Annotated in this window: 23 protein-coding genes; 8 read left to right on the plus strand and 15 right to left on the minus strand. The window is 68.0% G+C overall.

Translation table 11 applies throughout. The features are described from left to right. Positions 1-38 precede the first annotated feature (38 nt). The 4 genes from ACAM57_RS23960 to murJ form a co-directional block, all read right to left on the minus strand. The gene (locus ACAM57_RS23960; RefSeq protein ID WP_019654629.1) at positions 39-470 is read right to left on the minus strand and encodes a YciI family protein; all 432 of its coding nucleotides are present in this window, start codon (positions 468-470) and stop codon (positions 39-41) included. A gap of 138 nt (positions 471-608) precedes the next feature. Beyond that, a complete protein-coding gene (locus ACAM57_RS23965) occupies positions 609-1,037 on the minus strand; it encodes a bleomycin resistance protein (RefSeq protein ID WP_369659213.1) in 429 nt (142 codons plus the stop codon). 1 nt (position 1,038) lies between these two features. After that, positions 1,039-1,890, minus strand: a complete 852-nt coding sequence (locus ACAM57_RS23970) for a SirB1 family protein (protein ID WP_369659214.1) — start codon at positions 1,888-1,890, stop codon at positions 1,039-1,041. A gap of 81 nt (positions 1,891-1,971) precedes the next feature. Then, positions 1,972-3,525, minus strand: coding sequence for a murein biosynthesis integral membrane protein MurJ (gene murJ, locus ACAM57_RS23975; RefSeq protein ID WP_369659215.1), 1,554 nt, complete (start codon positions 3,523-3,525; stop codon positions 1,972-1,974). 119 nt (positions 3,526-3,644) lie between these two features. Between murJ and rpsT the strand changes: the two genes are divergently transcribed. Further along, entirely contained in the window at positions 3,645-3,959 is a 315-nt protein-coding gene (gene rpsT / locus ACAM57_RS23980) for a 30S ribosomal protein S20 (RefSeq protein WP_019654625.1), read from the plus strand. A 156-nt stretch (positions 3,960-4,115) separates the two neighbouring features. On the opposite strand, the gene ACAM57_RS23985 is transcribed toward rpsT, so the two are convergent. Further along, positions 4,116-4,445 (minus strand): DUF3579 domain-containing protein, encoded by a 330-nt coding sequence (locus tag ACAM57_RS23985; protein WP_093124243.1) that lies wholly within the window; start codon positions 4,443-4,445, stop codon positions 4,116-4,118. Between the two features lie 161 nt (positions 4,446-4,606). Here ACAM57_RS23985 and ACAM57_RS23990 point away from each other — a divergent pair, with 161 nt between their 5' ends. From ACAM57_RS23990 to ACAM57_RS24020, 7 genes are all read left to right on the plus strand, one after another. After that, positions 4,607-5,815 carry an aspartate aminotransferase family protein gene (locus ACAM57_RS23990; RefSeq protein WP_369659216.1) on the plus strand — a complete coding sequence of 403 codons (1,209 nt, stop codon included), beginning with the start codon at positions 4,607-4,609 and terminating at the stop codon, positions 5,813-5,815. After that, a complete protein-coding gene (argF, locus tag ACAM57_RS23995) occupies positions 5,812-6,774 on the plus strand; it encodes an ornithine carbamoyltransferase (protein WP_369659217.1) in 963 nt (320 codons plus the stop codon). The genes ACAM57_RS23990 and argF overlap by 4 nt, the downstream gene beginning before the upstream one ends. A 20-nt stretch (positions 6,775-6,794) precedes the next feature. Continuing rightward, positions 6,795-7,100, plus strand: a complete 306-nt coding sequence (locus ACAM57_RS24000; RefSeq protein WP_369659218.1) for a YkgJ family cysteine cluster protein — start codon at positions 6,795-6,797, stop codon at positions 7,098-7,100. A gap of 83 nt (positions 7,101-7,183) precedes the next feature. Beyond that, a complete protein-coding gene (gene kynB, locus ACAM57_RS24005; protein ID WP_369659219.1) occupies positions 7,184-7,837 on the plus strand; it encodes an arylformamidase in 654 nt (217 codons plus the stop codon). A 10-nt stretch (positions 7,838-7,847) separates the two neighbouring features. Beyond that, positions 7,848-9,125, plus strand: coding sequence for a kynureninase (gene kynU, locus ACAM57_RS24010; protein ID WP_369659220.1), 1,278 nt, complete (start codon positions 7,848-7,850; stop codon positions 9,123-9,125). Next, positions 9,122-9,982 carry a tryptophan 2,3-dioxygenase gene (gene kynA, locus ACAM57_RS24015; protein WP_369659221.1) on the plus strand — a complete coding sequence of 287 codons (861 nt, stop codon included), beginning with the start codon at positions 9,122-9,124 and terminating at the stop codon, positions 9,980-9,982. Before kynU ends, kynA begins: the two co-directional genes overlap by 4 nt. Positions 9,983-10,110: 128 nt before the next feature. Then, positions 10,111-11,361, plus strand: a complete 1,251-nt coding sequence (locus ACAM57_RS24020) for an SMI1/KNR4 family protein (protein ID WP_369659222.1) — start codon at positions 10,111-10,113, stop codon at positions 11,359-11,361. A 25-nt stretch (positions 11,362-11,386) separates the two neighbouring features. Here ACAM57_RS24020 and ACAM57_RS24025 read toward each other — a convergent pair whose 3' ends face one another. From ACAM57_RS24025 to ACAM57_RS24070, 10 genes are all read right to left on the minus strand, one after another. After that, positions 11,387-12,571 carry an FAD-dependent monooxygenase gene (locus tag ACAM57_RS24025; protein WP_369659223.1) on the minus strand — a complete coding sequence of 395 codons (1,185 nt, stop codon included), beginning with the start codon at positions 12,569-12,571 and terminating at the stop codon, positions 11,387-11,389. Positions 12,572-12,576: 5 nt separating this feature from the next. Beyond that, positions 12,577-12,864, minus strand: coding sequence for a DUF6587 family protein (locus tag ACAM57_RS24030; protein WP_369659224.1), 288 nt, complete (start codon positions 12,862-12,864; stop codon positions 12,577-12,579). A gap of 132 nt (positions 12,865-12,996) precedes the next feature. After that, positions 12,997-14,892, minus strand: a complete 1,896-nt coding sequence (locus ACAM57_RS24035; protein ID WP_126022701.1) for a ferrous iron transporter B — start codon at positions 14,890-14,892, stop codon at positions 12,997-12,999. Next, positions 14,885-15,187: a FeoA family protein gene (locus ACAM57_RS24040; protein WP_126022700.1), complete on the minus strand. Its 303-nt coding sequence runs from the start codon at positions 15,185-15,187 to the stop codon at positions 14,885-14,887. The genes ACAM57_RS24035 and ACAM57_RS24040 overlap by 8 nt, the downstream gene beginning before the upstream one ends. Before the next feature lie 210 nt (positions 15,188-15,397). Continuing rightward, positions 15,398-16,234 carry an iron uptake system protein EfeO gene (efeO, locus tag ACAM57_RS24045; RefSeq protein ID WP_369659225.1) on the minus strand — a complete coding sequence of 279 codons (837 nt, stop codon included), beginning with the start codon at positions 16,232-16,234 and terminating at the stop codon, positions 15,398-15,400. 57 nt (positions 16,235-16,291) lie between these two features. Continuing rightward, complete coding sequence (gene efeB, locus ACAM57_RS24050) at positions 16,292-17,569, minus strand: iron uptake transporter deferrochelatase/peroxidase subunit (RefSeq protein ID WP_369659226.1); 1,278 nt, start codon at positions 17,567-17,569, stop codon at positions 16,292-16,294. A 16-nt stretch (positions 17,570-17,585) separates the two neighbouring features. Then, positions 17,586-18,791, minus strand: coding sequence for an iron uptake system protein EfeO (gene efeO / locus ACAM57_RS24055; RefSeq protein WP_369659227.1), 1,206 nt, complete (start codon positions 18,789-18,791; stop codon positions 17,586-17,588). An 8-nt stretch (positions 18,792-18,799) separates the two neighbouring features. Beyond that, on the minus strand, positions 18,800-19,636 hold the full coding sequence (gene efeU, locus ACAM57_RS24060) for an iron uptake transporter permease EfeU (RefSeq protein WP_126022696.1): 837 nt from the start codon (positions 19,634-19,636) through the stop codon (positions 18,800-18,802). A 208-nt stretch (positions 19,637-19,844) separates the two neighbouring features. Beyond that, positions 19,845-20,306, minus strand: coding sequence for a metallophosphoesterase family protein (locus ACAM57_RS24065; protein ID WP_126022695.1), 462 nt, complete (start codon positions 20,304-20,306; stop codon positions 19,845-19,847). Positions 20,307-20,363: 57 nt separating this feature from the next. Further along, positions 20,364-23,231: an aconitate hydratase gene (locus tag ACAM57_RS24070; RefSeq protein ID WP_184635580.1), complete on the minus strand. Its 2,868-nt coding sequence runs from the start codon at positions 23,229-23,231 to the stop codon at positions 20,364-20,366. Positions 23,232-23,327 lie beyond the last annotated feature (96 nt).

Raw genomic sequence — 23,327 nt, forward strand, 5'->3', positions numbered from 1 at the left:
GTCTCCTTGGGTTCGGTTGCGTTGCACGGGCGGCCGGTTCAGCCACCGGCCTTGGTGCGGGCCTCGGTCTCGGCGCGCAGGCGGTCTTCCTGGGCGAGCAGTTCGGGGGTCATGGAGTCGCCGAAATCGGCGGCCTCGAACACCTGGCGGATCTCGATCTCGCCTTCCTGGAAAGGGCTGCGCTTGATCCACTCGATGGCCTCTTCCTTCGACTTGCACTGGAACAGCCAGAAGCCGGCCAGCAGCTCCTTGGTCTCGGCGAAGGGGCCGTCGATGACGGTGCGCTTGGTCGGGCCCTCGCAGCGCACGCGCACGCCCTTGGAACTGGGGTGCAGGCCCTCGCCCGCCAGCAGCACGCCGGCCTTGACCAGTTCTTCGTTGAACTTGCCCATGGCGGTGAGGATTTCGGTGCTGGGCATCACGCCGGCTTCGGAATCGGCGTTGGCCTTGACCAGAATCATGAATCGCATGTCGTTTCTCCTGAAGGTTGATGGTGGTGAAGCGGCATCGGAATCTGCCTGCTCCTGTTCACACGTCGGACGAGCGGAAGCCGGATCGACACGGATGCATCGATCCATTTGTAATTTTGTGTTTCTGAAATTGAGGTTTCAGGGCAGATAGCCGCAGAAGCGCAGCACATGGCCGTCCGGCTCCCGGATCGCGAATTCGCGCAGCCCCCAGGGCTGGGAGGTCGGTGGCTCGATGACCACCACGCCGCGCTTCACATACGCGGCATGCAGGCCGTCGATGTCCTTGCCGACGTGGATCACGATCTCGCCGCGCCAGGGTTTGGCCTCGCGCGCGTTGCACTGCCAGAGGCGCAGATAGACCGGGTCGCCGTAGCTGCGATCGCCCTTCTTCACCCGCGCGTAGCTGGGCGGCTCGCCGGCGATGAAGTCGAGCTCGAAGCCCAGCACGTCGCGGAACCAGCGCGCGGCGCGGGTGACGTCGGACACCGGCAGCACGGGCTGCACGCCGTGGAATTCGTGCAGCGTGCCCAGGTCGGGCGCGGGGCTCACGCCGGCCTGCATGCTCATTTCAGCTCGCCATGCGGCGCAGGGCGGCGACGCGCTCGGCGATCGCGTCGATGTCCAGGGCGTCCTCGGCCTTCGCCAGGTAGGTTTCGAGGTCGCGCACGGCCGATGCCGTGTTGCCCTGCTCCGCGTGCGCGATGCCGCGGTCGCGGTACTCGCCCCAGGCACTGGGCAGCAGCGCGATCAGGCGGTCCTGCACGGCGAGGACACGCTGCCAGTCTTCCTGCGCGTGGTGCACTTCCTTCAGGTTGCGCAGCATGCGGGCAATGATTTCGCGCGAACTGGCGGGCTGCAGGTACAGGCCCAGCGGCACGTCGAAGTCGCCGACCAGGCCGTTGCTGCGCTTGTAGGGCTCAAGCCGCTCGCCGAGCTCCTCGCGCGACAACGACTTGCCGGTGAACGGGTCGATCACCACCTGCCCCTTGGGCAGCGTCACCTTGAGCATGAAGTGGCCGGGAAAACCGATGCCGCGCGCCTGCAGGCCCAGGCCCTGCGCCAGCTCCATCCAGAGCACGGCCAGCGAGATCGGGATGCCGCGGCGGGTGCGCAGCACGGCGTTCAGGTAGCTGTTGTCGGGGTCGTAGTAGTCGTTGACGTTGCCGCCGAAGTTCAGGTCGTTGAAGAAGAACTGGTTCAGCGCCCGCAGACGGGCCAGCGGTGCGGCATCGGCGGGCAGGCGGCGGCGCAGGCGCGCCAGGAGCTGGTCGACGTCGCCCAGCACCTGCTGCACGTCGAGATCGGGGTATTCGTCCTGCGCCAGGCTGGCGGCGGCTTCGAGCAGCGGAAACTGTTCGTCGCTGCGGACCAGCGACTCGAAATACTCCAGGGCGGTTGGAACCTGAAAGCTGAACGTCATGTGGCTTTGTAGAGGAGCATTTCCGGAGCGTCAAGAAGGGGCACACGCGGATTGCGCCCGCCTGGAAAGCCCGGCGGGGCCTCAGCGGCGGATGAAGCTGCGCAGCCGCACGCCGACCGCCGCCAGCACGCCGAAATACAGCAGCGCCGAGCCGGCTATCAGCGCGGCCAGCAGGCCGATGCGCAGCAGGCGCTGCTCGCGCAGGGCGACCCAGTCGAAATGCGCCGAGCCCCAGACCAGCAGGCCCGCGAGCACCGCCGTGCCCGCGACGACCTGCAGCGCGAACCGCCCCCAGCCCGGCTCGGGCTTGTAGCTGCCGCGGCGGATCAGCCCGACCAGCAGCCAGGCCGAATTCACCAGCGCCCCGATGGCGATGGTCAGCGTGAGCGCCGCGTGCTGCAGCACCGGCACCAGGAACACGTTGAGGATCTGCGTCAGCACCAGCACGCCCACCGCGATGAGCATCGGCGTGCGCGTGTCGTGCTTGGCGTAGTAGCCCGGCGCGAGCACCTTCACGGCCACGATGCCGACGAGCCCGACGCCGTAGCCCATCAGCGCCAGGGTGGTCCGGCCCACGTCCTCGCCCGAATACGCGCCGTTGTGGAAGAGCACCGCCACCAGCGGCTTGGCGAAGAGCAGCAAGGCGATGGCGCAAGGCGCCGACAGCAGCACCACGAGGCGCAGGCCCCAGTCGAGCAACGAGGAATAGCGCGCGTCGTCCTTGGCTGCGCGGGCACCGGCCAGCTGCGGCATCAGCACCACGCCCAGCGCCACGCCGAGCATCGCGGTCGGGAATTCCATCAGCCGGTCGGCATTGGTGATCCAGGTGACGCTGCCCACCGCCAGATGGGAGGCGATCTGCGTGTTGATGAGCAGCGAAATCTGCGCCACGCTCACGCCCAGCAGCGCGGGCAGCATCAGTTTGAGCACCTTGCGCGTGTTCGGATCGGTCCAGGCGGTGCGCAGGGGCCGCAGGCTCAGGCCCAGGCGCGGCAACAGCCCCAGCTTGCGCAATGCGGGAATCTGCAGGGCCAGCTGCAGCACGCCGCCGGCCATGACGCCCACACACTGGGCGTAGATCGGCTCGATGCCCCAGTGCCTGAAGAGCGGCGCGCCGACCAGGATCGACAGGATCAGCGCCACGTTCAGCAGCACCGGCGACGCCGCCGGCACCGCGAACTTGCGCCAGGTGTTGAGAATGCCGCCCGCCAGCGCCACCAGCGACATGAAGCCGATGTACGGGAACATCCACCGCGTCATGACCACGGCGGCATCGAAGCCCGGCAGCCCGCTGGCCATGGCCCAGACCAGCAGCGGCGCGCCGGCAACGCCGGCCACGCAGACGATCACCAGCGTCCAGGTCAGCAGCGTGGCGACGTGGTCGATGAGCTGGCGGGCGCCCTCGTCGCCCGCTTCGGTCTTGCGGGCGGCCAGCACCGGCACGAAGGCCTGGCTGAAGGCGCCTTCGCCGAAGACCCGCCGGAACAGGTTCGGGATGCGGAACGCGACGTTGAAGGCGTCGGTGAGCGCGCTGACGCCGAAAACCGAGGCGAAGAGCACGTCGCGCACGAGGCCCGTGATCCGCGAGGCGAGGGTCAGCAGGGAGACGGTGGAGGCGGATTTGAGCAGGGACACGGAGGCCGAGTTTAGGCCCCGTCGGGGGCCCCGAAACGCCCGGATTCGCCGGAAAAGCCGGGCCGGCCTATAATGGAGGGCTTTGCTGCATCATCCTCAGACACCTAAGGACATAAATCATGGCATCCGCCAAGCCCAAGAAAAAGAACCCGCGCCTCGCCTCCGGCCGTAAGCGCGTCCGCCAGGACACCAAGCTGAACGCAGCGAACACCTCGCTGCGCTCCAAGTACCGTACCGCTGTCAAGAACGTCGAAAAGGCTGTTCTGGCTGGCGACAAGACCAAGGCAAGCGAACTGTTCGCGAAGGCCCAGAGCATCGTCGACGCGATCGCCGACAAGGGCATCTTCCACAAGAACAAGGCAGCCCGCGACAAGAGCCGCCTGTCGGCCAAGGTCAAGGCCCTCGCCCTCGCGCCTGCAAAGGCCGCCGCCTGACACCTGTCAGGCAAGCCCGGACCGGAATCCTCCGGTCCGCCGTTTGATCGGGGTGCGCTGCAGCAAAGTGAAAAACCGCCTTCGGGCGGTTTTTTCATGCCCGATCGGTTTGCAGTTCCTGGCGAACCCGGATTACGGGCAAAGAAAAAGGCCTTGTCAGGCCTTTTTGGGGGGGATCGGTGCGTCGGGCACCAGGCAGGCTTCGGCCACCTGGAGATCGTTGTCCCTTGCGAAGTTCACGCAGAAGTCCCAGGCCATCGGCTCGGCGTCGCGCAGTGCGCGGTTCACGACCACGCATTTCACGCCGTTGATGGTCGTCGGAATGCACCAGGGCGAATAGCTCAGGTGGCTGCCCGGGTAGGCGCCACCGGGGCGAAAAGAGCACATGACACCGGCCAGACGCTCGGCCCAATCGCTCGGGCGGAAGGTCCGGCCATCCTTGGTGATGCCCTGGATGAAGATTTCTTTGGCTGTGGGGGAAATCATCGTTGAATGAAGCGACCGGAGCAGGTGCTGCGGTGCAGCAAGCGATTCTATCCGCGCCCCTTTTTGCATCCTGAACATGGGGCATTGCTGTGATGCGCAATCCTCAACGAAGCCGTCAAACCACGCGCCTAGAATCCGCCTTCCCTATCTGGAGAACCCGAATGAGCGCTACCGCCCAGCCCACCTCGCCCCACGTCATGAACACCTACGGTCGCCTGCCGATCGCACTGTCGCACGGTCAGGGTTGCCGAGTCTGGGACACCGCGGGCAAGGCCTACCTCGACGGCCTCGGCGGCATCGCGGTGAACACGCTGGGCCACAACCACCCCGAACTGGTGCCGGCCCTGCAGGACCAGTTGACCAAGCTGATCCACAGCTCCAACTACTACCACGTGCCCGGCCAGGAACAGCTCGCCACCAAGCTGACCGAGCTCTCCGGCCTCACCAACGCCTTTTTCTGCTGTACCGGCCTCGAAGCCAACGAAGCCGCCCTGAAGCTGGCGCGCAAGTTCGGCCACGACAAGGGCATCGAGCGCCCCGAGATCGTCGTCTACGAAGCCGCCTTCCACGGCCGCAGCATCGCCACCCTCTCGGCCACAGGCAATCCCAAGGTGCAGGCTGGCTTCGGCCCGCTGGTCGAGGGCTTCATCCGCGTTCCGCTGAACGACATCGAGGCGCTGAAGAAGGCGACCGAAGGCAACCCGAACGTGGTCGCCGTGTTCTTCGAAACCATCCAGGGCGAAGGCGGCATCAACCCGATGCGCTGGGAATACCTGAAGCAGGTGCGCCAGCTGTGCGACGAGCGCGACTGGCTCATGATGATCGACGAAGTGCAGTGCGGCATGGGCCGCACCGGCAAGTGGTTCGCCCACCAGTGGGCGGGCATCAAGCCCGACGTGATGCCGCTGGCCAAGGGCCTGGGCTCGGGCGTGCCGATCGGCGCCGTGGTGGCCGGCCCCAAGGCCGCCAACATCTTCGGCCCGGGCAACCACGGCACCACCTTCGGCGGCAACCCGCTGGCCATGCGCGCCGGCGTCGAGACCATCCGCATCATGGAAGAGCAGAACCTGCTCGAGAATGCCGCCACCGTGGGCGCCCACCTGAAGGCGGCGCTGGAGCGCGAGCTCGGCGGCCTGCCCGGCGTGAAGGAAATCCGCGGCCAGGGCCTGATGATCGGCATCGAGCTCGACCGTCCCTGCGGCGTGATCCTCAACCGCGCCTGCGACGCCGGCCTGCTGCTGAGCGTGACGGCCGACAAGGTGATCCGCCTCGTGCCGCCGCTCATCCTGAGCATCGCCGAGGCCGACGAGATCGTCGCGATCCTCGCGCCCATCGTCAAAAACTTCCTCTCGGAGCCTGCAGCCCAATGACGACGACCGCGCCCGCAGCCATCCGGCACTACCTGCAGTTCTCGGACTTCACGGCCGACGAATACGCCTACCTCTTCGATCGCATGGCGATCATCAAGAAGAAGTTCAAGACCTACGAGAAGCACCAGCCGCTGGTCGACCGCACGCTGGCCATGATCTTCGAGAAGGCCAGCACGCGCACCCGCGTGAGCTTCGAGGCCGGCATGTACCAGTTGGGCGGCAGCGTGGTGCACCTGACCACCGGCGACAGCCAGCTCGGCCGCGCCGAGCCCATCGAGGACAGCGCCAAGGTCATCAGCCGCATGGTCGACCTGGTGATGATCCGCACCTACGAGCAGACCAAGATCGACGCCTTCGCGGCGCACTCGCGCGTGCCCGTCATCAACGGCCTGACCAACGAGTTCCACCCCTGCCAGATCCTGGCGGACATCTTCACGTACATCGAACACCGCGGGTCACGCGGTGCCGGAGGCGACGCACTTTCCTGCCTGAAGGGCAAGACGGTGGCGTGGGTTGGCGACGGCAACAACATGGCCAACACCTGGCTGCAGGCGGCCGAAATTCTGGGCTTCACGGTGCACGTGAGCACGCCCAGCGGCTACGAGGTCGACCAGTCGATCGCCGGCATCCGCTCGGGCGACAGCTACAAGGTCTTCAAGGACCCGATGGAAGCCTGCCGCGGCGCCGACCTCGTCACCACCGACGTCTGGACCAGCATGGGCTACGAGGCCGAGAACGAGGCCCGCCGCAAGGCTTTCGCCGACTGGTGCGTCGACGAGGAAATGATGCGCGCGGCCCAGTCCGACGCCCTCTTCATGCACTGCCTGCCCGCCCACCGCGGCGAGGAAGTACAGGCCGAGGTCATCGACGGGCCGCAGTCGGTGGTGTGGGACGAGGCAGAGAACCGCCTGCACGCCCAGAAGGCGCTGATGGAGTTCCTGCTGCTCGGCAGGCTCTGATCCGGCAAAGGCGCCGCAACATGTCCGATTGCCAGCAATGCGGCGCCTGCTGCGCCAGCTACCGCGTCGACTTCAGCGTGCATGAACTCGACGACAACGGCGGCAGGGTGCCCTCGGGCCTCGCCGTCGAGGTGAACGACGCCATCTGCCGCATGCGCGGCACCGACCATGCCTCGCCGCGATGCGCGGCACTCACCGGAAAGGTCGGCCAGTCCGTGGGCTGCGGCATCTACGAGTGGCGCCCCAATCCTTGCCACGAGCTCGAGGCCGGCAGCGATGCCTGCGAGCGCGCGCGGGCCCGGCATGGCCTTCCGGCGTTGCACTGATCGCGGCCCCGGCTTCAACTCGTCACGTCTGGTGTTGGAAATAACCGACACCACGACCCCTCGCCCGGCGCTAACTTCGCGCCATGCGTTCACAGCAACCCCGCCTCCAGATCTGGGATATCTCGCCGCCCGTGCATGAAGGCGCGCCGGTCTTTCCCGGCGACACGCCCTACCAGCAGCGCTGGGCCGCGACCATCTCGCCGGGCTGCCCGGTCAACGTCAGCGAGATCAAGCTCTCCCCCCACGTCGGCGCCCATGCCGACGCGCCCCTGCACTACGACCCCGAAGGCCAGACCATCGGCGACGTCGACCTCACGCCCTTCCTCGGCCCCTGCCGCGTGATTCACGCGATCGACAAGGGGCCGCTGGTCGAGTGGGACCACATTGCCCACGCCGTCGACAGCACCCTGCCCCCGCGCGTGCTGGTGCGCACTTACACGACCATGCCGGTCGGCCGCTGGGACCCGCAGCTCACGGCCTATGCTCCCGCCACAGTCGAGCGCCTCGCCGCCATGGGCGTGAAGCTCATCGGCATCGACACCGCCAGCATCGACCCGGCCGACAGCAAGACGCTGGAAAGCCACCAACGCATCCGCCGCCTCGACCTGCGCGTGCTCGAGAACCTCGTGCTCGACGACGTGCCCGAAGGCGACTACGAACTCATCGCGCTGCCGCTCAAGCTGGTGAGCGCCGATGCCTCCCCCGTTCGCGCCGTGCTGCGCGAACTCCCTCGCTGAAACCTCCACCATGACGACTCTTGCAGATTGCCGCGCGCTAGACGCGCAAGACCCGCTGCGCGCCCTGCGCGACCAATTCACCATTCCCGAGGGCGTGCTGTACCTCGACGGCAACTCGCTCGGCGTGATGCCCAAGGCCGCGCCGGCGCGCATCGCCGAAGTGGTGACCCAGGAATGGGGCGAAGGCCTCATCCGCTCGTGGAACACCGCGAGCTGGTTCGACCTGCCGCAGCGCCTGGGCGACAAGGTGGCCCGCCTGATCGGCGCCGCGCCCGGCGAGGTGGTGTGCACCGACAGCACCTCGGTCAACCTCTACAAGGTGCTGTTCGCGGCGCTCTCGCAGCAGAAGGACAGCGGCCGCAAGCTGGTGATCAGCGAGCGCAGCAACTTCCCGACCGACCTCTACATCGCCGAATCGCTGTGCCGCGAACGCGGCTTCACGCTGAAGCTGATCGAGGCGAGCGAATTGCCCGGCGTACTGACAGAGGACGTGGCCGTGCTGATGCTCACGCACGTCAACTACCGCACCGGCGCCATGCACGACATGAAGGCCGTCACCGCCGCCGCGCATGCCGTGGGCGCGCTCACGGTATGGGACCTCGCGCACAGTGCGGGCGCCGTGCCCGTGGCCTTGAACGACAGCAATGCCGACTACGCCATCGGCTGCGGCTACAAGTACCTCAACGGCGGCCCCGGCGCACCGGCCTTCGCCTGGGTACACACCAGGCACGCGGGCCAGTTCGAGCAGCCGCTTTCGGGCTGGTGGGGCCACGCGGCGCCCTTCGAGTTCACGCCGCACTACCGTCCCGCTCCCGGCGTGGGCCGCTATCTGTGCGGCACGCAGCCGATCATCGCGCTGGCCGGGCTCGAATGCGGCCTCGACACGGTGCTCGCGGCCGAGTCCTTCAACGGTGACTTCGGTGCGATGTCCGCGCTGCGCGCCAAGTCGCTCGCGCTCACCGACATGTTCATCAGGCTGGTCGAGGAGCGCTGCGCCGGCCAGGGCCTCTCGCTGGTCACGCCGCGCGAGCACGCGCAACGCGGCTCGCAGGTGTGCCTCAGTCGTGAGGAAGGCGCCTACGCCATCGTGCAAGCCTTGATCGCGCGCGGCGTGATCGGCGACTACCGCGCCGGCGACTCGCAGATGCCCGACATCCTGCGCTTCGGCTTCACGCCGCTTTACATCGGTTTCGAGGACGTGTGGAACTCGGTCGAGCACCTCGTGCAGGTGCTGGAGACCGGCGAGTGGCGACGCCCCGAATTCAACCGCAAGAACGCAGTGACATGAGCGCCGACAAGAACACCTCCGCCAGCCCCGAGAACATCGTCCACGAGGAGAAGGCCCAGCTGGACTTCAGCAAGTCCATGAGCTACGGCGACTACCTGCACCTCGACGAGATCCTCAGCGCGCAGCATCCCCTGTCGCCCGCGCACGACGAGCTGCTGTTCATCGTGCAGCACCAGACCAGCGAACTCTGGATGAAGCTGATGCTGCACGAGCTGCACGCCGCCATCGCCTGCATTTCCGAAGAGAAGCTGCCCGACGCCTTCAAGATGCTGGCGCGCGTGAGCCGCATCATGGAACAGCTGGTCAACGCCTGGACCGTTCTCTCGACCATGACGCCGCCCGAGTACACGGCGATGCGCCCCTATCTCGCCAATTCCAGCGGCTTCCAGAGCGCACAGTACCGCTGCATCGAGTTCGCGCTCGGCAACAAGAACGCCGCCATGCTCAAGCCGCACGCGCACCGCGCCGACCTGCTGGCGCAGGTCGATGCCGCCTACCGAGCGCCGTCGCTGTACGACGAGTCGCTGCGCCTGCTCGCGCGCCACGGCCTGCCCGTGCCCGCCGACCGGCTGGAACGCGACTGGACCCAGCCCTACGAACCCAGCGACGGCGTGGAGGCCGCCTGGCTCACGGTCTACCGCAACCCGCACGACCACTGGGACCTCTACCAGCTCGGCGAGAAGCTCACCGACCTGGAAGACGCCTTCCGCCTCTGGCGCTTCCGCCACGTGACGACGGTGGAACGCGTGATCGGCTTCAAGCGCGGCACCGGCGGCACCGGCGGCGTGAGCTACCTGCGCAAGATGCTCGACGTGGTGCTGTTCCCCGAAATCTGGAAGCTGCGCACGGACCTGTAGCCTGCGCGCGGCGGGTGAAGCACCGGCACGCTGCTCACCCGCCGCAAACGCCCTCATGAAGCTGGGGTGGCCCGGATTGCCCCGCGAGCTCAAAGCGCTACATTTTTGAAAACGATGGAGGCGCCGACATGAACGACATCCGGTTCACACCCGACGAGCTGGCCACCCTGCGCGAGCACGGCATCGTGCTCTTCGCCGATCGCGTGATCTTCGAGGCGCAGCCGCCGATGCCGCAGGAGGAAATCGACGCGGTGCAGGCACTTTGCTCGGGCCCTCTTCCCGAAGCGCTGGTCGCGCTCTGGCGGGAGACCGCCGGCGGGCGCCTCGACTACGACCTTTCGCTCGATATGAACGGCAACCTCGAAGGCATCAGCTGGAGCGAGCTCTTCTGGAACGGCAGCGACGGCTACGACGACCTGCAGGGCTGGATCGGGCACGAGCAGGAACTGGCCCGCGAGGCCGCCGAGGAAGGCGGCACGCCCTGGAGCGGCAAGCTCACGCACCTGCCCTTCGGCGGCTTCGAGTACACCGACCGCATCTACGCGGTGGTCGAGCCCGGCGCGGCGCACGGGCAGATCGTCGCCTGGAAGAAGGGCCTGCCGCCCGCCTGGACGCACGCGCTGCACGAGGACAGCGTGAACACCATCGCACCGGAACTGCGCGGTGCCTTCGCGGCGCTGCGCCTGGACGAAGACCCGCTCGCGCCCACCAGCGACTACTTCTCGGGCCAGACGCTGCTCGCCTATCTCGACGACAGGCACGAGGAGCACGGTCTGGACTTCGACCTGATGGACAAGCTGGTGACCTTCTACTGCCGCGCCGTCGTCGACTGGCGCACGCCGCTGGCCGAAGGCACGCTGCGCCACAAGCCGCAGCTGGCGCGCGTGGCCCTGCGCCATGCGATCGGAACGGACGACGCCCGGCTGGTCGCCGAACTGGCCGCGGCGGGCGTGGCCTTCGACGGGCCGCAACAGGGCAGCGCGCTGGCCACCGACGTCGCCGTGGGCCAGGGCGCCTTCGCCGCCGCCTCGGCGCTGGTGCGCGCGGGTGCTCCGGTGGCAGCCGATGCGCTGCGCAACATCGACGGGCAGATCTCGCCCGAGCTCACAAGCGCGTTGCTGGACAACGGCGCCGAGCCCAACGTCGCGGCCATCGTCAAGTGCGCGGCCTGCGGTGCGCCGGCGAGCGCGCACCTGATCGCGGATGCCTGCGCGAAGGCGGGTATCGACGTGCCGCCCGCCTTCGTCGCGGAGCGCGACGCGATGCTGCTCGAACTGGAGACCGCGCTCGCGAAGATGCAGGGCGGCAAGTACGGCCACTATCTCGGACAGGAAGGGCTGGCCGAGCGCATCGAGCATCTACAGACCTTCAGGCTCTGAAGGCCCCTCCGCTCCCAGCCTCTGCTCAGCCGCCGTACAGCCAGGGCTGGTCGAGCAGCTTCGCGCCGAGCAGGCGCATCGCCATGTCGCGGCCCAGCCGCACCGGGCCGGTGGCGTGGAAGATCTCGCCGTTGCGGCGTGCGCGCGCCTGCACCTGCGCGTTGCGAGCCCAGCGCGTCTGGGCGTAGCGGGCGAAGGCGGCGGGCACGTCGGCCGCATCGCCATCGCCAAGTGCATCGGCGAGCGCCACCGCGTCCTCGATGGCCATGCCTGCGCCCTGCGCGAGGTACGGCACCATGGGGTGCGCCGCGTCGCCCACCAGCGCGACGCGTTCGTGCGCCATGTCGGCAGGGCCCGTCATCGGCGCGCGATCGCCCAGCGACCATGCGCGCCAGCCGGGCATGGCATCGAGCAGGGATTGCAGGCTGGAGCAGCTGCGGCCCATGGCCTGCTTCAGTGCGGTGATGCTGGTGGACTGGTCCCAGTCGCGCGCGTCGCCGGCCGGGGCTGATTCGGCGATCACGACCACATTGAGCCATTCGCCGCCGCGCACCGGATACGCCACCGCATGCAGGCGCGGGCCGAGCCAGACATCGACGCGGCCGCGCCGCAATTCAGCCGGCAAGGCCGACTGCTCGACCAGCGCGCGCCAGGCCGTGTGACCGGTGACACGCGGCGGCTGCGCCGCCGAGGGGCTGTCGAGTTGCCGCCGCACCATGCTCCAGAGGCCGTCTGCCCCGACCACGGCTTCGCCCTCCCAGGCGCGCGCGTCGGTGCTCGAGAGGCAGACGAGGTCGTCGCTGGTCTCGACCTGCCTGATCTGCGCGCCGGTCACCAGCGCGCCGGTGCCGCGCGCGCGCACGGACTCCAGCAGCAGGCCGTGGAGGTCGGCTCGATGAACGCAGAAGTAGGGGGCGCCGTAGCGCTGCTGCATGGTGTCGCCCAGCGGCATGCGGGCCAGCTCGGAGCCGCTTTCGGCACTGTGGACCACCAGCGCCTCGGGCCGCGCCGCGATGGCCGCGAGCCCGGTGCCGAGATCGAGTTTCCGGAGTCGCCGCGTGGCGTTGGGCCCCAGCTGCACGCCGGCGCCGATTTCACTGAAGGCCGGAGCCTGTTCGAAGACGTCGGCCCGGTGCCGACCTTGTGCGAGTGCCAGCGCGGTGGCCAGCCCCCCGATGCCGCCCCCGGCGACGAGGATGTGCGCGGGCATCGGTCTCAGCGGCCGTGCATGGACGGGCTGCTGGCGACCTGTTCGGCTTCCGGTTGTTTGAGGGGTGCCTTGGGAGCGCAGCTGCCGCAGCTGTCGCACGAGCCGCAGCCCGATGTCTTGGCCAGCGAGGCCGCCAGCTCCTTGGCGCGTTCTTCATCGATCAGGCCCGCGCGCTGCGTGCCTGCCGCGAGTTTCTGCGCGGCGCCACGGCGCCACCCTGCGGGCATCCAGTGCCAGACCGCGTAGAACGCGGCGGCCGCGACGATCAATCCGACGATCAGTTGTTGCGTCATATCTCAAATACTCCAATCCCGAAGCCTACACCGCGGGGAATACCGCGGAACCGGCTTTGCCGGGCCGCAGGTATTGCCCCCGGAGAGGGGGTGGCGGCCACACGAAGTGGGCAAGCCTGGGGGTGTGCTTTTTTACCCCGCCCCGAGTGCCACTGCAACGTGGTAGGTGATGAAGCAGGCCATGTAGGCCAGCGCGAAGAGGTAGCCGGCCATGATCCAGACGTACTTCCAGGAGCCCGTCTCGCGCTTCACCGCCGCCAGCGTCGAGATGCACTGCGGCGCGAACACGTACCAGACCAGCAGCGACAGCGCGGTGGCCAGCGTCCAGCTGCCGGCGATGAGCGGCTCCAGCGCGCCCGCCACATCGTCACCGGTAGCCGACAGCGCATACACGGTGCCCAGCGCGCCCACGGCCACCTCACGCGCGGCCATGCCCGGCACCAGCGCGATCGAGATCTGCCAGTTGAAGCCGATGGGCGCGAAGATGTGCTCCAGGCCGCGGCCGATCATGCCGGCCAGGCTGTACTGGATGGCGGGGCCGGTCGCGCCCTCGGGCGGCGACGGGAAGGTCGAGAGGAACCACAGCAGGATCGTCAGCGTCAGGATGATCGTGCCCACGCGCTGGATGAAGATCCATGCGCGCTCGTACAGGCCCAGCGCCAGGTTGCGCAGGTTGGGCCAGCGGTAGGCCGGCAGCTCCATCAGCAGCGGCGAGTGCTGCGTGCTGTCGCGGAAGCGCTTCATGACCCAGGCCACGGCCATGGCCGAGACGATGCCGAACACGTACAGCGCGAACAGCACCACACCCTGCAGGTTGAAGATGCCGCCCACGGTGCGCGCCGGAATGAAGGCCGCGATGAGCAGCGCATACACAGGCAGCCGCGCCGAGCAGGTCATGAGCGGCGCGATCATGATCGTCGTGATGCGGTCGCGCCAGTTGCTGATGGTGCGCGTGGCCATCACGCCCGGAATGGCGCAGGCGAAGCTCGAGAGCAGCGGAATGAACGAGCGGCCCGACAGCCCCACGGTGCCCATCACGCGGTCGAGCAGGAAGGCCGCGCGCGGCAGGTAGCCCGAGTCTTCCAGCGCGAGGATGAACAGGAAAAGAATCAGGATCTGCGGCAGGAAGACGATGACGCCGCCCACGCCCGCGATCACGCCGTCGACCAGCAGGCTCTGCAGCATGCCCTCGGGCATGTAGGTCTTCAGCAGGTTGCCCAGCCCTTCGGTACCGGCCTTGATGGCGTCCATGGGCACGTTGGCCCAGCTGAACACCGCCTGGAACATCAGGAACATGGTCACGGCCAGCACCAGCATGCCCCACACGGGGTGCAGCACCACGCGGTCGATGCGGTCGCTGGTGGCGAGGCTGCCGACCGGCTCCTTCACCGCGAGGCCGAGGATGCGGCGCACCTCGCGCTGCGTGGCCAGCACGTCGTCCAGGCCCGGTGCCTTCCAGGGCTGGGGCGTGGCAGCGGCCACGGGGGTGTCGAGGGCTTCGAGCAGGCCCTGCGCGCCGCCGGTGTGCACGCCGACGGTCTCGATGACCGGCACGCCGAGTTCGCGCGCGAGCACGGCCGTGTCGACCGCGATGCCCTGCTTCTTCGCCATGTCGGTCATGTTGAGCGCCACCACCATCGGCAGGCCGAGGCGCCTGGCTTCGAGCACCAGCCGCAGGTTCAGGCGCAGGTTGGTGGCGTCGGTGACGCACACCAGCAGGTCGGGCAGCGCTTCCTTGCTCTGGCCGGTGACGATGTCGCGGGTGACCGCTTCGTCGGCGCTCAGTGCGTTCAGGCTGTAGGCGCCCGGCAGGTCGAGCACGAAGACGCGGCGGCCCGAGGGCGTGCGCAGCGTGCCCTCCTTGCGCTCGACGGTCACGCCCGCGTAGTTGGCGACCTTCTGGCGGCTGCCGGTGAGCAGGTTGAACAGCGCGGTCTTGCCGCAGTTGGGATTGCCCAGCAGCGCGATACGGCCCGGCTGTGCGGTAGGCGCGAGGCGGCCCGGCCCCTGGATGACGGCTTCAACCATGGTTGGCGGCTCCCGGCGTGACGTGGATCAGCGCGGCCTCGTGGCGGCGCAGCGCGAAGGTGGTGTGCCCCAGGCGCACGGCCAGCGGCTCGCGTCCCGGGATGCCGCTGGCGACGATGCGCACCGCCTCGCCCGGCACGAAGCCGATTTCGGTCAGGCGCAGGACGAGCTCGCGGTCGTCGGCGCTCTCGGGGCGCGCCACGTCGAGCACGGTGGCCCACTGGTTGTTGGGAAGCTGGTCGAGGCGCAGGGCGACGGCGGTGGTCGGCGCCGCGCCGAAATCGTTGGTTCGCACGGTGGGGGCGGAGGCGCCCTGAATATCGGGCGCATCTGTAAGCAAAACCCAGATGCTAGCAATTCTCACTCGCGAAAACCTGACCAACCCCTCAGAAATGCGGGCTGCAGGGCCAGAAACACCGCGGAACCGGCTTTGCCGGGCCGCTGGTGTTGCCCCCGGAAGGGGGTTGGCGAAGCGACACGAAGTGCGCGAAGACTGGGGGCGAGCCTAGTTCAGCCCCAGCATGCCGCGCAGTTTGGAGAGATCTTCGGCCAGCGTGTTGACCCGCCCGGCCAGCAGCTTGCGGTCGCGTTCGCTGAGCTTCGAATAGGTTTCGAAGCCGCCGTCGGCCGTGCGGTACTTGGCCAGCGTGTCGAAAACCACCTTGAAGTTGGCCTCGGCCTTGTCCGAGAAAGCCTTGTTCTCCTTCACGACCAGCGGGCGCAGCAGTTCGACGATCTTGTAGGCGCCCTCGAAGTTCGACTGGAAGTCCCACAGGTCGGTGTGGCTATAGCGGTTTTCCTCGCCGGAGATCTTGGTGGCCGCCACCTCCTCCATCAGCACGGCGGCGCCGCCCACCACTTTCTCGGGCGGGAAGGTGAGCGCGGCCAGGCGCTTCTGCAGTTCGAGCACGTCGGCCAGCAGCTTGTCGGCCACGGGGTTGAGCCCCTTGGTGCTCTTGTGCACCCACAGGCCGTGTTCGATGCGGTGGAAGCCGCCGAAGTCCGGGTCCTTCTCGGCCTTCTCGTGGTCGTCGGCGCGCGAGTCGATGGACTTGTCGAGGTCGTTGAAGAGCTCCGCCACCGGCTCGATGCGCTCGTAGCTCGTGCGCGTGGGCGCATAGAGCTTCTTCGCCTTCTCGACGTCGCCGGCCTTCACCGCGGCGGTGAAGGCGCGCGTGTCCGCCGCCAGCTTGCGCACGTTCTCGGCGACGTAGATCTTGTAGTCGGAGATCGGGCCGACCAGTTCGAGCGGCGACACGGCGGCCTGCGCGCCAGCGACATGAAGCCCGGCGAAGCCTGCGACGAGAGTGGTGAGGAAGTGGCGGCGGAACTGCACGGTCATGGATCTCCTTGTTCTGGGCAGTGATGAAAATCTTGCGGGCCTCTGGCAGCCCGGCCTTCAGGCGGACATCAGCGAGCGCCCGAGCCAGTCGCGCTCGTCCCGCACGCCCGGCAGCGTGAAGAAGAAGCCGCCGCCGATGGGCTTGATGTATTCCTCGAGTGGCTCGCCGTCGAGGCGCTTCTGCACGGCGATGAAGCCGTTCTCGAGGTTGGCCTGGTAGCAGATGAACAGCAGCCCCATCTCGAGCTGGCCCGACTTGGTGACGCCGTTCGAATAGTTGAAGGGCCGGCGCAGCATCAGGTTCCTGTCCGAAGCCCTGGTGCGCGGGTTCGCCAGGCGGATGTGCGCATCCATCGGCGTGACCTTGCCTTCGGGGTCCTTGGTGTAGTCGGGCACGTCGTGCTCGGTCTTGCCGCCGTCCATCGGCGCGCCGGTGGGCTTCAGGCGGCCCATGATGGCCTCCTGCTCCTGCAGCGGCGTGCGGTCCCAGCGCTCCACGAAGTTGCGGATGATGCGCACCGCCTGGTAGCTGCCGCCCGCGGCCCAGGCCGGTTCGTCGCTGCCGGGCTGCACCCAGACGATGCGGTCCATGAGAGCGCCGTCGGCCGAATCGGGGTTGGCCGAGCCGTCCCTGAAGCCGAGGAAGTTGCGCGCGCTCTCGGCCGGCTTGCCGGGCACGGCCGGAATCGGCGGCACCGTGCCTTCCTGCTTCCAGTGCAGCACCAGCAGGTCGGGCGTGTTCTTGATGATGTCGCGCAGCGCGTGGATGTTGGTGTCGGGCGTGTTGGCGCAGAACTGGATCGACAGGTCGCCATGGCACAGCGCGGCATCGAGCGCGTCGTTCGGGTGGCGCTGCATTTGGCTCAGCCGCAGCGGCTTCTTCTTCGCGAGGCCGTAGCGCTCGTCGAAGAGCGACGCGCCGACCGACACGGTCACGGTCAGCGCATCGGGCTGAACCACCGGCCCGAGGATGCCCGAGCCCGCCGGCGGCAGCCTGGGGTCGGGGTCCGTCTGCGGACCGCCCTGCGTGAGGAAGGCGATGCGCTCGGTGAGCGTGCGGAACAGGCGCTCCAGGTCGGCGCGGTTCTCGGCCAGCACGTAGAACGACGCGATCATGCCGGCCGTCGGGCGCGGCGTCACGATGCCGGCCTGGTGCCTGCCGAGGAAGGGCACGCGGTCCTGCGTGTGGGTGCTCTGCGGCGCGTCAGTGACCTGCGCGCCGTTGTCGGGCGCGGCAGCACGGGTAGAAGTTGCAGCGAGGCCGGCGAAGGCTGCGCCTGCCGCGCCGAGCATGCGGCGGCGGTGCGGGGAAACGGGCTCGTTCAATTTGTCCATGGTGCTGTCTCTCAACTCATTCCAGCCCGAGCGCGGCGTTCACCTTGCCGAGCTCCTCGGCCAGCGCGCGCACGGTTTCGGCCATCGCCTTTCTCTGCGCCTCGTCGAGCGGCGCGGGCTTGAAGCCCTCGCCCTCGCGGTAGGGCCCCAGCGCGGCGTCGAAGGCAGCGAAGCGCTCGTCCACGCTCTTCTGCAGCGCGGGTGCGGCCTTCACGAGCAGCGGCTGCAGCAGGTCGGCGATCTTCTTCGTGCCCTCGTAGCTGCCCTGCAGGTTCGCGGCCTCGGCGTGGCCGTAGTGGTCCTCGCCGCCGGCCGGCAGGTTGTCGGCCACGCGGCGCAGCAGCTTCGACGCGGAACCGGCGAGCCGCTCGGGCGGCACGTTCAGGCCGCGCAGCCGCTCCTTGAGCACGCCGATGTCGGCGATCAGCCTGTCGGCGACGGGTGCGAGGCTCTTCAAGTCGTTCTGGCCGTACAGCCCGTACTCGATGCGGTGAAAGCCGGTGAAGCCCGGGTCGGCCTCGCGCTTCTCGAAGTAGTCGGCACGCGCGTTGATGCGGGTGTCGAGGTCGGCGAAGAGCTCCGCCATCGGCTCGACGCGCTTGTAGGCCTGGTGCGCCGGCACGTAGAGCGCCCTCGCCTGCTGCAAGTCGCCGGCCTTGATGGCGTCGGCCAGGGCGCGCACCGCGTCGTCGAGCGAGCCGGCCTCGAGCCGCAGGAAGGTCTGGTACTCGGCCAGCGCGCCCACGTAGTTGACCAGCGAGGGCCGGGCCGCTTCGGCGTCCGATGCGGCCGACGGCGTCACGCGCAGCTTGCCGCGCGGGTTGCTCAGCAGGCCGCAGGTGATGGCGAATTCGCCCGGCTGCAGCTTGACCGTCATGGTCTGCGAGAAGCCCGGCGCGATGTTCTCGCGCTCCTCCACCACCATCACGCCGTCGAGAATCTCCCACTCGAGCGCGCGGTTCGACTTGTTGACGATGGTGAAGGTGGTGCGCCCCGCCGGCACGGTGATCTCGTTGGGCTCGCAGGCGTTGCCCTGGATGGTGACGGTGACGGCGTTGTCGGCCGCCTTGGCAGGCGCCTTGCGCGCCTCGTTCGAGGCATACCAGAAGGCCGCGAGGCCGGCGACCACCAGCAGCGCCGAGGCGGCCACCGCCACGCGCATCAGGTTGGACGAAGAGGGCTTGTTGTCGGAAGAAGAAGAAGAAGAAGAAGAAGAGGACATTGCAGGTTTCAGCGAGCCACGGCCGCGCGAGGCGCCGGCGCGGCGGCCGGGCGCAGGAAGAAGAACAGCGAGACGGCCAGGAAGGCCAGGTAGACGACGACCTCGCCCACCACCGGCGCGGCCTGGTAGCCCAGCAGGCCCGAGAGCACGGCGCCCAGGGGGCTGTCCATCGGCAGCGCGGTGCTCATGTCGAACACCACCGTCTGCAGGTGGTTCCAGACGCCCCCTTCATGCAGCTTGCGCAGCACGCCGGCCAGCAGGCCCGCGGCCACCAGCAGGATGAAGAGGCCGGTGAAGCGGAAGAAGCGGCGCAGGTCGAGCCGCACGCCGCCCGAATACAGGCCCCAGCCGATCGCCACCGAGACCGCGATGCCGCCCAGCGCGCCAACCGGCGCCTCCCAGCCGCTGCTCTGCTGGAACACGGCCAGCAGGAAGAACACCGACTCCAGCCCCTCGCGCGCCACGGCGAGGAACACCATGCCGATCAGCGCCCAGCCCTGCCCGTCCGCGCCCTTGCCGAGTGCCTTGTCGATGGAGGCCTGCAGTTCGCCCTTGATGGAGCGCGCGGCCTTGCGCATCCAGAACACCATCGAGGTCAGCATGACCACGGCAATCAGCCCGACCACGCCCTCGAACAGCTCCTGCTGCTTCTGCGGGAACTCCGCTGCCAGCAGTTGCAGGCCGGCGCCCGCGAACAGCGAGAGCGCGGCGGCCAGCAACACGCCGACCCACACCGCGGGCATCAGCGCGCCGCGTCCGCTCTGCTTGAGGTAGCTGGCAACGATGCCGACGATCAGCGCGGCTTCGATGCCTTCGCGCAGCATGATGAGGAATGGAATGAGCATCGGCTTCGGAAATGGAGGCGGTTGAGGCCCTCCGGAGCCGGCATGGGTGAGCGCGCGAGTCTGCGTTTGCCTTTGCTTCTGGCTCCACGGAGGAGCGTCCGAGCATAGCGCATCAAATAAGAAACATTCTCATTTGTTGGCTTTTCTTACCGAATGGTAATGATTGCCTGCCCGCCTCGCCCTACCCGCTCCCGCCGGAGCGGCAGCGTCAGGAAACCAGTTCGGCGACGTGGGCGCTGACCGCGCCGCCGTCGATGCGCAGCTCGGCCGCCGAGATCGGCAGCCTGAACCGCCTCGGCCCCGCGCTACCGGGATTGACGTAGAGCACGCCGTCGCGCTCCTGCACCTTCGGCTTGTGCGAATGGCCGGAAACCACCACGCGCACGCCCGCCGCGCGCGGGTCGATGTCGATCTGCGCGAGATCGTGGATGGCGTAGAGGCGCACATCGCCGAAGGTCACCAGTTCGGTCTCGGCGATGCGATCGGCCCAGGCTTCGCGGTCGTTGTTGCCCCGCACGACCGTCAGCGGCGCGATGCGCGCCAGCGCTTCGAGGATGCCGGCGTTGCCGATGTCGCCGCCGTGGACGATGAAGTCGCTGCCCTCCAGGAAGGCGAGCGCCTCGGGCCGCATCAGCCCGTGGGTGTCGGAAATCAGGCCGATGCGAATCATGGAGAAGAAGGAGCCGGCGCGGACGCAAGATGCGCCTGCGCCCGCCCCCGCGGCCGCTCAGGCGGCCAGCAGCTGCCGCAGCACGAAGGGCAGGATGCCGCCGTGCTTGTAGTAGTCGACCTCGATCGGCGTGTCGATGCGCAGGCGCACCGTCACTTCCTGGTGCGAGCCGTCGGCGCGGTGCACCACCAGCTTCACGTCCATCTGCGGCTTCAGCTCGCTGCCGATCACCACATCGATCTGCTCGTTGCCGGTGAGGCCCAGCGTCTGCCATGAATCGGCGCCGCGGAACTGCAGCGGCAGCACGCCCATGCCGACCAGGTTGGCGCGGTGGATGCGCTCGAAGCTGCGCGCCACCACGGCCTTGATGCCCAGCAACTGCGTGCCCTTGGCGGCCCAGTCGCGCGAGGAGCCGGTGCCGTACTCCTCGCCGCCGAACACCACCGTGGGCGTGTTCTGGGCGATGTACTTCATGGCCGCGTCGTAGATGAACATCTTCTCGCCCGACGGCTGGAACAGCGTGACGCCGCCCTCTTCCTGCGTGCCGTTGGCATCCGGCGGAATCATCAGGTTCTTGATGCGCACGTTGGCGAAGGTGCCGCGCATCATCACGTCGTGATTGCCGCGGCGCGAGCCGTAGCTGTTGAAGTCGGCCTTGGACACGCCGTGCGCCTTCAGCCAGATGCCCGCGGGAGAGCTTTCCTTGATGGAGCCGGCCGGCGAGATGTGGTCGGTGGTGATCGAGTCGCCGAACAGCGCCATGATGCGCGCGCCCTTGAAGCCCGCATCCGTGGAATGCGGCTCCATCTTGAAGCCCTCGAAGAACGGCGGCTCGGCGATGTAGGTCGACTCCGGCCAGTCGTACACCTGCCCGGTGGTGCCCTTGATGCTGCTCCAGAACTTGCCCGGATCGGTCTTGACCTTGTCGTAGTTCGCGCGGAACGACTTGGCGTTCATCGCATAGCGCAGGTTCTGGTCGATTTCCTTCGGCGTGGGCCAGATGTCGCCCAGGTACACGTCCTTGCCGCCCTTGCCCTTGCCCACGGGCTGGGTCATCAGGTCGGTCATCACGTTGCCGGCGATGGCGAAGGCCACCACCAGCGGCGGCGAGGCCAGGAAGTTGGCCTTCAGGTTCGGATGGATGCGCGCCTCGAAGTTGCGGTTGCCCGAGAGCACGGCCGCGCCGACCAGGTCGTTCTTCGTGATGGCTTCGTTGATCTCGGGCGTCAGGTCGCCCGCGTTGCCGATGCAGGTGGTGCAGCCGTAGCCCGCGAGGTAGAAGCCCAGCTTCTCCAGGTACGGCAGCAGGCCGGCCTTCTCCAGGTATTCGGTGACGATGCGCGAGCCAGGGGCCAGCGAGGTCTTCACGTGCGGCTTGACCGAGAGGCCCGCCTCCACCGCCTTCTTCGCGAGCAGGCCGGCGGCCAGCATCACGCTCGGGTTGGAGGTGTTGGTGCACGAGGTAATGGCCGCGATCAGCACGTCGCCGTTGCCGATGGTGACTTCGCCCTTGGGCGCGGCGGGCGCGCTGGCGCTCACGTGCGCGGCGGCCTTGGTCGAGCGGTTGGCCACCATCTCGACCACGTCCAGCGGCGCGCCCGCCGGCGGCGGGGCGGCTTCCTCGTCGCCGCTCTTGCCGGCGGCGGCCAGCGGATAGCGCAGCTTGAGCTTGTCGGCCGGCTGGTTGAAGCCATTGGCGTCGTTGGGCTTGCTGTAGAGCTCCGAGAACTTGGTGGAAAGATCGCCGAGGTTGATGCGGTCCTGCGGCCGCTTCGGGCCGGCCAGGCTGGGCGACACGGTGCCGAGGTCGAGCCTCACCACCTTCGTGTAGTCGATGTCGCCGGGGTTGGGCATGCCGAACAGGCCCTGTGCCTTGTAGTAGGCCTCGAAGCGCTCGACCTCCTCCTTGGTGCGGCCGGTGCCCTCGAAGTAGGCCACCGTCATCTCGTCGACCGGGAAGAAGCCCATGGTCGCGCCGTACTCGGGCGCCATGTTGCCGATGGTCGCGCGGTCGGGCACCGCGATGGAAGCGGCGCCCGGGCCGAAGAATTCGACGAACTTGCCCACCACCTTCTCGGCGCGCAGGATCGAGGTGACGTAGAGCACCAGGTCGGTCGCGGTGACGCCTTCGCGAAGCTGGCCGGTGAGCTCGAAGCCCACCACGTCGGGCGTGAGCATGTAGACCGGCTGGCCAAGCATGGCCGCCTCGGCCTCGATGCCGCCCACGCCCCAGCCGACCACGCCGATGCCGTTGATCATCGTGGTGTGGCTGTCGGTGCCGACCAGCGAGTCGGGGTAGTAAGTTGGTTTGTCTTCCTTGTCGTTCGGGCTCTTGTAGACGCCGCGCGCGAAGTACTCGAGGTTGACCTGGTGCACGATGCCGAAGCCCGGCGGCACCACGCGGAAGGTGTCGAAGGCCTGCATGCCCCACTTCATGAACTGGTAGCGCTCGTTGTTGCGCTGGAACTCCAGCTTCATGTTCAGGTCGAGCGCCTTCGGCGTGCCGTAGTGGTCGACCATCACCGAGTGGTCGACCACCAGGTCGACGGGCACCAGCGGCTCGATGGTCTTGGGCGACTTGCCCAGCTTGCCGGCCACGCTGCGCATGGCGGCCAGGTCGGCCAGCAGCGGCACGCCGGTGAAGTCCTGCAGCACGACGCGGGTGACGACGAAGGGAATCTCGTCGACGCGCTCTGCATTCGGCGCCCAGTGGGCCAGCTCTTCGACGTGCTTGGCCGTGACCTTCTGCCCGTCGCAGTTGCGCAGCACCGACTCGAGCACGATGCGGATGGAAACCGGCAGGCGGTCGACGGACGGGTATTGCTTGGCCAGCTCCTTCAGGGACCAGTATTTGCCGGACTTGCCCGACGGGGTCTTGAAGGACTTGAGGGTGGACGCAAAGGCATGCGCCGGGGCTTTGGCCATGGAGAGACTCCTGTTTGTTCGTGGAAGCCTCTCAAGGATAGCTGGGATGAATGTCAACCGTTGTAGTCGGTCTTCTCTCGAAACGCCTCTTCCGGC

The sequence above is a fragment of the Variovorax sp. V15 genome, assembly GCF_041154425.1.
GTDB lineage: Bacteria > Pseudomonadota > Gammaproteobacteria > Burkholderiales > Burkholderiaceae_C > Variovorax > Variovorax guangxiensis.